Origin of the sequence: Natronolimnohabitans innermongolicus JCM 12255, from assembly GCF_000337215.1 — an archaeon.
Taxonomy (GTDB): Archaea; Halobacteriota; Halobacteria; order Halobacteriales; family Natrialbaceae; genus Natronolimnohabitans; species Natronolimnohabitans innermongolicus.
The window spans coordinates 60,399-70,851 of the sequence record NZ_AOHZ01000009.1; the positions used below are offsets into that span (position 1 = coordinate 60,399).

A 10,453-nucleotide genomic window follows, 5' to 3' on the forward strand; every position below is an offset into this window, starting at 1 on the left:
GGCCCGTGTCGGTCCGGGAGCAACCGAAAGCCACGCACGAGAGTCGAGAGTACTTAGTGACTCCCCGTCGCACTCTCTGCCGTGTCGCACCCGGTACGCGAGGTCCGGCGTCGGATTCAGACCGAACACGTCCCGATCGTCGAGGGCATCGACGAGTGTGCCGACCGGATCGCCGACCCGTGGGACACGTCCCGAACCACCGATCGCGACGCCGTCGTCGAAGGGCTGGGCGCGGAACTCGAGTCGGCCGGGCTACTCGAGCAACTGCCGGTGGTGCTCGCCGACGCCGTCGCGGCGACGGGGTGTGAACTCCCCGCACAGCCGGTCGCGGCGCCGCCGTACGTCGTCGTCACCAGCCGGGGGCCGGTGTTGCGAGCGACGATCGATCCCGGACGGCTGGTGATCAGGTTCGACGTGTTCGACGTCGTCCGAGACGAGTCCTCGCGGTGTCCGCCGGCGTACCGGCGACGCAACGGCGTCGCAATTACGGTCTCGCTCGAGTGAACTGTGGACACGACTCGCGGACGATTTCTGCGATCTAGAGAGACGCGATCCCCGGTGACGAAGTCCGGCCGAAATCAGGAGTACGTGCGCTCTCGAGGACGTTTCAATTCGTCCTGCTATTCATGCATCCACAATTAACGCTAGTTAATAACATCGCCATATTCATTACTAAGTAGTTGCAACTGGTGGTTGAGATATACCATGACTGTGAATCCACGCTCGTCGACCCGTCGCAAACTCCTCGCAACGTCCGGTGCGGTCGCCGCACTCGGTCTCGCCGGCTGCCTCGGCGGCGACGACGATGACGACGAAAACGGCGATGAGAATGGGGACGAAAACGGGGACGAAAACGGCGATGAGAACGGTCACGAACACGGCGAACTCCACATCGAGGAGTTCGAAGTTATCGACCGAGACCTCGAGGAGGTCGTCGTCTACATCCACGGCGATCACTGGCACGGCGATCCGCTGTACGTTCCGGAAGGAGACAACCTCTCGGTCGAGGCCCACGTCGAGGACGAGGACGGCGAAGAAATCGAACTCGGCGACGACCACGACTATACGCTGAACGCCACCGTCGCAGACGGCGCCGACGAACTCGTCGACCTCGAGTCACACGGCGACCACCTCCACATTACCGGCGAAGAGACAGGAATTACGGATATCGTCTTCCAGCTCTGGCACGACGACCACTCCGACTGGGACGCCCCGGAGCTCGAAGTGGAGGTCGTCGACGACTTCGACCTCGAGGACAACGTCGACGACGACCACGGCCACGACGACCACGGCCACGACGACGACCACGGCCACGACGATGATCACGGCCACGACGACGACCACGATCACTGATCGCCGTCTCTCGCTCGCCAAATAACTGTCCGCACCGCTGATCCGCCGAATAACTGTCCGTGCCTTTCGGTCGCCGGGCGTACTCGGCTACCGGCGACTTATTGCTAACCAGGTACAATACGCTGGCACTGATTATTAACAACTCTATTTACGATAATAACCCTTTTATTCCCCGACTGGCTTGTCCCGATATGGACTTCACACGCCGTTCGGTGCTCCAGTCGGGGACTGGAGCGCTCGCACTCGGCGCGCTCGCCGGCTGTCTCAGTAGTCCCGATGGCGGTGATACCGACGGCGGGNCGGTGCTCCAGTCGGGGACTGGAGCGCTCGCACTCGGCGCGCTCGCCGGCTGTCTCAGTAGTCCCGATGGCGGTGATACCGACGGCGGGTACGCTTCGTTTTTCACCGTCTGGGACATCGCACAGCAGGTCAGCGGCGACGAGATCGACTTCGAGAACGCCGTCCCGACGAACACGATGGGCCACGGCTACGAACCGCCCAGCGACCTCCAGCGAAACATCGCGGACTCGGACGTCTTCGTCTACCTCGAGACCGACGAGTTCGGCTGGGTCGAGAGCTACGTCGACGACTTCGAGCGCGACTACGATCACCTCACGCTGATCGACGTCATGGAAGGGATGGACGGTCACCTCCTTTCGCCGGACAGAGAGGGGCGGGCGGATCGCGAGGCCGACGCGTTCGACGGCGATCCACAGTCGGTTAGCATCCCCGAGTTCGAACTGTACGAACGACGGAGCGGCGAGGAACTCGGCTGGTGGCACACCGACCACTGGCACGGCGGACTGCCGGAGGTCGGCGTCGGCGACTCGCTCGAGGTCGAGGTCGTCGCCGAAGACTCCGAGGGTCGGGTTCTCCCGCTCGGGCGGAACGAACCGTTTCAGCTCGAGGCCAGAACGGCGGACGATACCGACGGCGAAATCGTCGAAATCGATTCGCAAGAGGACTACGTTATTTTCCGCGGCCTCGAGGAGGGTCGCTCGCGAATCGTGTTCGAACTCGTCGCGGACGGCGAGGTCGTCTTCGACACGAGCAACGACAACACGACGCTCTCGGTCGAGACGGATCTCGAGGACGATTCCGTTCCTGAAATGTACGACCCGCACGTCTGGGTCGATCCGATTCTGGTTCAGGAGATGGTCGAAACGGTCAGAGACGGCCTTATCGAGGCGGATCCGGACAACGAGGACATTTACGCGGAAAACGCGGCCGAGTACATCGACCGTATTCAGGACGTCCACGAGGAACTCCAGGACCTCTTTGCCTCGACCGACCAGGATATCGCCGTTCTCGCGGGCCACGACGCGTTTCAGTACTTCGAAGTTCGGTACGACATCGAACTCCACACGCCGGCGGGCATCTCGCCGGACGACAACGTCTCGCCCGAGGACATCAGCGAGATTATCGACATCGTCGAGGAAAACGATATCGACACGATCCTCTACGATCCGTTCGACGACATGAGCAACGTCGTCGACGAGACCCTGGCCGAGACCGGCGCGGACGACACCGCGCCGCTGTCGACGCTCGAGGGGACCACGGAGGAGTGGGACGAGGACGGCTACGGCTGGGTCGAGCAGATGGAGGAGGTCAACATCCCGGCGCTTCGCGCGGCCTTCGGCGTCGAATGATCGTGCAACCCCTGCTGGAGGCGCTTCCGATGGCGACTCGTGACCGATCGCGACGAAGTGGAAGAGATAAGCCACTCCATCCCCGAACCCAACGTGAATCCACCGTGAGCACAGTCGTCGACATCCAGAACGTGACGTTCGCCTACGGCGAGAACGTCGCCGTTCGAGACGTTTCGCTGACGATCGAGGAAGGCGACTTCCTCGGTCTGATCGGGCCCAACGGATCGGGCAAGACGACCCTCCTTCACCTGATGCTCGGACTGCACAGCCCCGATAGCGGAACGATCGAACTGTTCGGCGATCCGGTCGACGAGTTCGACGACGGCGAGCGGATCGGCTACGTCTCTCAGAAGGCGACCAGTCGCGGCGGCTCGATGCCCGTCACCGTTCGCGAAGCCGTCCGGATGGGCCGATTCGCCCACGCCGGCTTCGGCCGTCTCGACGACGAGGACGAGGCGATCGTCGACGACGCTCTCGAGACGGTCGGCATCACCGACCTCGCGGACCGACGCGTCAACCAGCTTTCCGGCGGGCAGCGCCAGCGGGCCTACATCGCCCGCGCGCTGGCGTCGGAGGCGGATCTCCTCGCGCTCGACGAACCGACCGTCGGCGTCGACGCCGAGTCTCGAGACGAGTTCTACCAGCTTCTCGACTCGCTGAACCAGGAGGGGATCACGATCGTCCTGATCGAACACGACATCGGCGTCGTCACCGATCGAGCCGACCACATCGCCTGCATCAACCAGGAGCTCTACCACCACGGTGACACGGAATCGTTCGTCGAAAGCGACGCGCTCTCGGAGGCCTACGGCGCGAACGGACAGGTCGTCCATCACCACCACTGATGAACGCGACAGCACGTCGCTCAGTCGAGTTCGCCGGCATCGTCGCGACGGCCCTGCTGGCGGTCCTGATGATCGGCGTCATCTCCCTCGAGGCGCTGCGGGATCACGTCGGCGCCGCCGCCTTCCTCTACGAGCAGTTCATCGTCGTCGGCGAGTGGATGGACTACTACCTCGGAACGGGCGTCTTCAGCCACGGCTTCATGTGGCGGACGATCGGAACGGTCATCCTCATCGGTATTATCGCGCCGGTCGTGGGAACGTATCTCGTCCACCGAGAGATGGCGCTGATCGGCGAGACGCTCGCACACACCGCCTTCGCCGGCGTCGCTGTCGGCCTGTTCTTCAGCGCGACGACCGGCTGGGACGGCAACCTCCTGACCGCGGCGCTCGTCGTCGCCATCCTCGGCGCGCTCGGCGTGCAGTGGCTGGCCGAACGGACGGACACCTACGGCGACGTCCCGATCGCGATCATGCTCACCGGTAGCTTCGCCGTCGGGACGATCATCATCGAGTACGGGCAGGGACTCTCCGGCGTCGCGATCGAAGACTTTCTGTTCGGCAGCGCCGCCGTAGTGCCGTCGTCGGGCGCGCAGTTGGTCGTCGTCCAGACGTTCGCCGTCCTCGGCGTGATCGCGATCACGTACAAACAGCTCCTGTTCATTACGTTCGACGAACAGGCTGCTCGCGTCGCCCGGCTCAACGTCACCTGGTACAACGCGCTGTTGATCGTCATGACCGCCGTCGTCGTCGTCGGCGCGATGCAGATCCTCGGCGTGATCCTCGTCGCCGCAATGCTCGTCGTTCCCGTCGCAGCCGCCTCACAGCTCGCCGAGAGTTTCAGGGAAACCCTCGTCCTCTCGGTCCTGTTCGGGCAGGCATCCGTACTCGCCGGCTACGCGATCTCCATCCATCAGGGGATCGCCGCGAGCGGCCCGATCGTCGTCGTCGCCATCGCCATCTACCTGCTCACGATCGCCGCCTCGAGCCGGTCGTCGGCGCTCTCGATGCACTAATCCACCGCGACGGTACTATCCGCTGGTCCCCGTCGAGTGGGAGCAAGGGGCGGTTTTATTCTCACACGTGTCGCATCGTCGAACGATGGGACGGTTAGCCGAGTTATTCGACCCCGAGACCGTCGCGGTCGTCGGCGCGACAGACCGCGAGGGCGCCGTCGGCCGGGCGATCCTCGAGAACCTCGAGGACGCGTTCGACGGCGACGTCGTACCGATAAATCCCGGCCGCGACGAGGTCCTCGGGCACGAGTGTTACGACGACGTGTCGAACGCCCCGCCGACTGATCTGGCCGTGATCGTGGTCCCGCCCGACGCCGTGATCGAGGCGCTGTACGACCTCGGCGAGGCCGGGACGCAAAACGCCGTGGTCATCACCGCGGGCTTCTCCGAAACCGGCGGCGAGGGCGCCGAACGCGAGCGCGAACTGCGCGCGGCCGCCGAGGAGTACGACCTCAACGTCGTCGGGCCGAACAGCCTGGGAATCATGTCGACGCCGAACGGCATGAACGCCACGTTCGGCCCCGAGAACGCCCTCGAGGGCTCGATCTCCTTTATGAGTCAGTCGGGGGCCTTCATTACGGCCGTCCTCGAGTGGGCCAACGAGCAGGGGATCGGCTTCCAGGACGTCGTTTCGCTCGGCAACAAGGCCGTTCTCGACGAGACCGACTTCGTCCGCGAGTGGGGCGACGATCCCGACACCGACGTCATCATCGGCTACCTCGAGGGGATCGACGACGGCGACGAGTTCGTTCGCGCGGCCCGCGAGGTGACCGACGACACGCCGATCGTCCTCGTGAAGGCGGGTCGAACCGACGCCGGCGCGCAGGCCGCGTCCTCACACACGGGCGCCATCGCCGGCAGCGAGCAGGCCTACGAAGCGGGTCTCGAGCAAGCCGGCGTCATCCGCGCCCACTCCGTCCAGGAACTGTTCGACTACGCGCGGGCGCTGTCGGGGCTCCCCGAACCCGACCGCGACGGCGTCGCCGTCGTCACGAACGCGGGCGGGCCGGGCGTACTGACGACCGACGCGGTCGGCGACTCGACGCTCGAGATGGCCGACTTCGCCGACGGGACGATCGACGCGTTGCGCGAGGCGATGCCCGACGAGGCCAACGTCTACAACCCGATCGACGCGATCGGCGACGCCGACGCGAATCGGTTCGGCGAGGCGCTCGACGTCGCCCTCAACGATCCGAACGTCGGGAGCGCGGTCGTGGTTAGCGCGCCGACAGCGGTGTTGCAGTACGACAGACTCGCCGAGACGATCATCGAGAAACGCGAAGATCACGACACGCCCGTCGTCGCCTGCCTGATGGGCGGCGAGCGCGCCCGCGCCGCCGAGGAAGTGTTACGGGAGTTCGGCATCCCGAACTATTTCGACCCCTCGCGGGCGGTCTCCGGACTCGACGCGCTGGCGACCTACCGCGACGTTCGTCGGCGGACGATCGACGAGCCGACGACGTTCGACGTCGACCGCGAGCGGGCCCGCGAAATCCTCGCCCGCGCCACGGAGCGCGACGACAACCGACTCGGCGTCGAGTCGATGGACCTCCTCGAGGCCTACGGAATCCCAACCCCGGACGGAGAGATCGTCGACGATCCCGATCGAGCCCAGGCGGTCGCCGGGTCGATCGCGGGCGACGTCGTCATGAAGATCGTTAGCCCCGATATCTCACACAAGTCCGACATCGGCGGCGTCAAGATCGGCGTCGCCGACGACGACGTCTACGACGCCTACGAGAACCTCGTCGCCCGGGCGCGCAACTACCAGCCCGACGCGACGATCCTCGGCGTTCAGATCCAAGAGCAACTCGACCTCGAGGGGGCCACCGAGACGATCGTCGGCGTGAACCGCGATCCGCAGTTCGGTCCGCTGCTGTTGTTCGGGCTCGGCGGTATCTTCGTCGAGATACTGGAGGATACGTCGGTCCGCGTGGCGCCGATCGGCGAGAACGAGGCGCGGGCGATGGTCGACGAGATTCGAGCGGCGCCGCTGTTGCGCGGTGCACGCGGGCGCGATCCGGCGGACGTCGAGGGCGTCGTCGAGACGATTCAGCGACTCTCCCAGCTCGTGACCGACTTTCCGTCGATTCTCGAACTCGACGTCAACCCGCTGGTCGCAGGCCCCGATGGCGTACAGGCGATCGACCTCAGACTCACCGTCGACACGGACGACCTCGAGACCGGAGGACACCAATGAGCGACACCGAACCCACACAGACCGACGACAGCGAACCGGAACCGACCGAGACCGAGCGGACGAGCGACCGCGAGCCGCGACCTGGCGCCGAGACGGATGCTGACACCCTGCTGGTCAGTTCGCTCGCGGAGAGTACGGGAAAGACGGCGATCACGCTCGCACTCGCCCAGATCGCCGCCGAGCGGGGCGACAGCGTCGGCTATATGAAGCCGAAGGGAACCCGCCTCGAGAGTAACGTCGGCAAGACGATGGACCAGGATCCGATGCTCGCCCGTAATCTGCTCGACCTCGAGGCCGAGATGCACGACTTAGAGCCCATCGTCTACTCGCCCACGTTCATCGAGCAAGCGATGCGCGGCCGCGAGAACCCGGACGAACTCAGCGAGCGTGTCGTCGAGGCCTTCGAGACGCTCGCCGACGGCCGCGACCGCATGTTCGTCGAGGGCGGCGGCGAGTACGAACTCGGCGGCATCGTCGATCTGACCGACGCCGACATCGCCGAGTTGCTCGACGCGCGGGTCATCCTCGTCGGGAACTACGCGGTCCCGCGCGACGTCGACCACGTCCTCGCCGCGGTCGACGCATTCGGCGACCGCCTCGCCGGTGTCGTCTTCAACGACGTTGCCGACGCCGTCTACGATACGCTCGAGACCGACGTCGCCCCCTTCCTCGAGGCGCGCGGAATCGACGTCTTCGGCGTCGTCCCCAGCGAACGGACGCTCTCCGGCGTGACGGTCTCCCAGTTGGCAGACGAACTCGGCGCCACGCTGCTCGTCGAGGAGGGCGCCGACACCTACGTCGAACGGTTCAGCGTCGGCGCGATGGGTGCCGACAGCGCCCTTCGCCACTTCCGCCGAACGAAAGACGCCGCCGTGATCACCGGCGGAGACCGGGCGGAGATTCACACCGCCGCACTCGAGGCGCCCGGCGTCCGCTGTTTGATTCTGACCGGTGGCCACCGTCCATCGGGGACGATCGTCGGTCGGGCCGCCGAGAAGGGGGTCCCCATCCTCTCCGTCCAGACGGACACGCTCACGACCGTCGAGCGCGCGGAAGATGTCGTTCGAAGCGGTCGGACTCGAGACGCCGAAACCGTCGAGCAGATGCGGGCGCTGCTTACCGACCACGCGGCCGTCGAGTCGGTTCTCAACGCCGAATAGCCGTCGGACTGCATCCTCTCGACGACGGTGTCGATACGTCGGTACAGACCGGCGCCGTAATTTCGATTTTATCCGCGATTCGACCAGCAGCGACCCGCTTCTCGGCTGAAAGTCCGTACGTCCCGTTCGGGCCCGTCTCGAAGAGACGGTCTTGTCGCCAGTTGTCTATCGAGCGACGAGACTCACAGATACCAAATTGTATCGGGGATTCGTTTATCGGGGTTGCTGCACATTCCCCGTTACCGAACAAACGCTTCGACTGAATGGCGTAGCTGCCGGCCTCATCCCGTTCCCGCAACCATTTTCGAAGATACATTTGTATAATATATCGTTACTAACAATGTGATTTAGTAATTCGAGTAGAAATATTTTCGACAAGAGTTGTAAACAGAAGGTTTACGGTGGCTTAGTTTTCTTATCTGAGTGTGAGATATGACGCCCGACACAACCAACCGCCCTTCCCCCGACCGCACGTCGTCCGATACGTCGAGCGGTGAGACCGACGCGCTCTCCATGGACGAAATCTTCCACATCCTCCAGACGAATCGGCGGCGAGATGCGATCGAGTACCTGCTCGACCACCCCGACGACGACCCCGTCAAAATGAGCGACGTCGCCGAGTTCGTCGCGGCGAAAGAACACGAGACAACGATCCAGAAACTGACGTCGGCCCAGCGCCAGCGCGTCTACATCCCGCTCTATCAATCTCACCTCCCGAAACTCGACGAGAAGAACCTCATCGAATACGACAAGTCTCGCGGCATCATCCGAACGACGGATCGACTCGAGATCTTCCGTCCGTATCTCGAGGTCACGGACCCGGTCGAGGGACCGTCACGGTCGGCGTCCGACTCCGCCGACGAGACGTCCCTGCTTCGTCGGCTCGCCACCGACTCCTACGCGACGACTCTCGCCGTGAGTACCGGGCTGTTCGTCGCCTCCACGTCCGGACTGCTCGTCCTCCCCGAACTGACGCTTGCGGCGATCATCATCCTCCTGTTCGTCCTGACGACGATTCTGACGAACGTCTTCCCCTCGCCCTCGCGAACCGACGTCGGCGACCATCGGCCATCGCACTGATTCGGCGCGTCGAATTCGGACCGCCGAGTCCGGTTCGCCTCGATCCGAACCCAACCCGAGACGTCTGACCAAAAGTTAAGGGTAACCCACGCATGAGGCCACACATGGACGACACTCCCCAGGAAATCACCTCCCTCGTCGGACGCGAGGTCTACTCGAACAACGGCGTCTTCGTCGGCGAAGTCGAAGATCTACGACTCAACGTCGACGGGCAAGCTATCACGGGTCTCGCACTCGGGAATCTGAACTCCGAACTGTTCACCGACGCCTCCCGCAGCGGCCAGGGCGTCATCGTTCCCTACCGCTGGGTGCGCGCCGTCGGCGACGTCATCCTCATCAACGACGTCGTCGAACGCGTCAAACAGCCCGACGAGGAAGAGGACGAACTGATCGCGTAACACCGCCTCGCGCATTCGACTGCCACTCCTCGTTTCGCGGCCACTGAGCGTCTCGTCTCTCGGTTCGCGTTCGCTCCCTCGAGTTTCGTCTTACCGACCCACTATCCTGGCGTCTCGCTCGAGACGAACACCCGGCGTCCGGTGGCGCCCGCTGTCGATCGTGTCCGAACGACAGTGGGGAGCGATCGAGGTAATCGTGCGAGCGAATCGGCTGGGAAGGGCGAGGGAATTCCCGTTTCTCCGACGACTGGACGCCTCGTCTTGTCCCCAGACGATCCGGGACCGATTTTCGGAAATACGTCGTTCGATACGCCGGCACAACGAACGTTTTTCGCCGCGGATTCGCTCGCTTCGCTCGGAACCGCTCTCCCCCAGGGGAGCGACGCTCCCGTTCGCACGACTCGAGGGGCGCGAAGCGTCCCTCGTTGGCGAAACATTCCGCGAAACCCATGCACTGACCGTTCAGTTCGGATCGACACGAAAACGAAAACGAGTCCCCACTCGAACCCGAGGTCCCCTCGTCAGTTGCCGTTCGAGCCCTCGCTGCTCCCCTCGACGCCCATCGCGTCGAACAACGTCCGCTTGACGGCCTCTTCCGTGAGATCGAGCAAGGTATCTCGCGTGTCGTCGGAGATTTCGATGCCGGTGAAGATCCCCAGCGGAATCTCCGCGCTGGCCTGCGTCGAGTGTCCCGCGGTCTCGCCCATCTCGCCGTAGGCGCTGTCTCTTATACACATCTCTGAGCGGGCTGGCAA

9 protein-coding genes and 1 pseudogene are annotated in these 10,453 nt (G+C 64.1%); 9 read left to right on the forward strand and 1 reads right to left on the reverse strand.

Features of this window, described 5'->3' with window-relative positions; genetic code table 11:
• Positions 1-81: 81 nt before the first annotated feature.
• The 9 genes from C493_RS01530 (at position 82) to C493_RS01570 (ending at position 9,698) form a co-directional block, all read left to right on the forward strand.
• Positions 82-504 carry a hypothetical protein gene (locus C493_RS01530; RefSeq protein ID WP_007257626.1) on the forward strand — a complete coding sequence of 141 codons (423 nt, stop codon included), beginning with the start codon at positions 82-84 and terminating at the stop codon, positions 502-504.
• Between the two features lie 201 nt (positions 505-705).
• Positions 706-1,353 (forward strand): hypothetical protein, encoded by a 648-nt coding sequence (locus C493_RS01535; RefSeq protein WP_007257627.1) that lies wholly within the window; start codon positions 706-708, stop codon positions 1,351-1,353.
• A 191-nt stretch (positions 1,354-1,544) separates the two neighbouring features.
• On the forward strand, positions 1,545-3,002 hold the full coding sequence (locus C493_RS01540; RefSeq protein WP_007257628.1) for a metal ABC transporter solute-binding protein, Zn/Mn family: 1,458 nt from the start codon (positions 1,545-1,547) through the stop codon (positions 3,000-3,002).
• Between the two features lie 104 nt (positions 3,003-3,106).
• A complete protein-coding gene (locus tag C493_RS01545; protein WP_007257629.1) occupies positions 3,107-3,847 on the forward strand; it encodes a metal ABC transporter ATP-binding protein in 741 nt (246 codons plus the stop codon).
• Positions 3,847-4,860 (forward strand): metal ABC transporter permease, encoded by a 1,014-nt coding sequence (locus tag C493_RS01550; RefSeq protein WP_007257630.1) that lies wholly within the window; start codon positions 3,847-3,849, stop codon positions 4,858-4,860. The genes C493_RS01545 and C493_RS01550 overlap by 1 nt, the downstream gene beginning before the upstream one ends.
• Before the next feature lie 85 nt (positions 4,861-4,945).
• Positions 4,946-7,060: an acetate--CoA ligase family protein gene (locus C493_RS01555; RefSeq protein ID WP_007257631.1), complete on the forward strand. Its 2,115-nt coding sequence runs from the start codon at positions 4,946-4,948 to the stop codon at positions 7,058-7,060.
• Positions 7,057-8,220, forward strand: coding sequence for a phosphotransacetylase family protein (locus C493_RS01560; RefSeq protein WP_007257632.1), 1,164 nt, complete (start codon positions 7,057-7,059; stop codon positions 8,218-8,220). Before C493_RS01555 ends, C493_RS01560 begins: the two co-directional genes overlap by 4 nt.
• A gap of 432 nt (positions 8,221-8,652) precedes the next feature.
• Complete coding sequence (locus tag C493_RS01565) at positions 8,653-9,300, forward strand: DUF7344 domain-containing protein (protein WP_082681712.1); 648 nt, start codon at positions 8,653-8,655, stop codon at positions 9,298-9,300.
• Between the two features lie 104 nt (positions 9,301-9,404).
• Entirely contained in the window at positions 9,405-9,698 is a 294-nt protein-coding gene (locus C493_RS01570) for a PRC-barrel domain-containing protein (protein ID WP_007257634.1), read from the forward strand.
• Between the two features lie 521 nt (positions 9,699-10,219).
• Here C493_RS01570 and C493_RS01575 read toward each other — a convergent pair.
• Positions 10,220-10,453 (reverse strand): annotated as a pseudogene (locus C493_RS01575) (hypothetical protein); the annotation flags it as partial.

Coding starts and splice junctions, on each gene's coding strand:
- C493_RS01565 (WP_082681712.1), top strand. CDS start 8,653: ATGACGCCCGACACAACCAACCGCCCTTCCCCCGACCGCACGTCGTCC.
- C493_RS01555 (WP_007257631.1), top strand. CDS start 4,946: ATGGGACGGTTAGCCGAGTTATTCGACCCCGAGACCGTCGCGGTCGTC.
- C493_RS01550 (WP_007257630.1), top strand. CDS start 3,847: ATGAACGCGACAGCACGTCGCTCAGTCGAGTTCGCCGGCATCGTCGCG.
- C493_RS01560 (WP_007257632.1), top strand. CDS start 7,057: ATGAGCGACACCGAACCCACACAGACCGACGACAGCGAACCGGAACCG.
- C493_RS01570 (WP_007257634.1), top strand. CDS start 9,405: ATGGACGACACTCCCCAGGAAATCACCTCCCTCGTCGGACGCGAGGTC.
- C493_RS01535 (WP_007257627.1), top strand. CDS start 706: ATGACTGTGAATCCACGCTCGTCGACCCGTCGCAAACTCCTCGCAACG.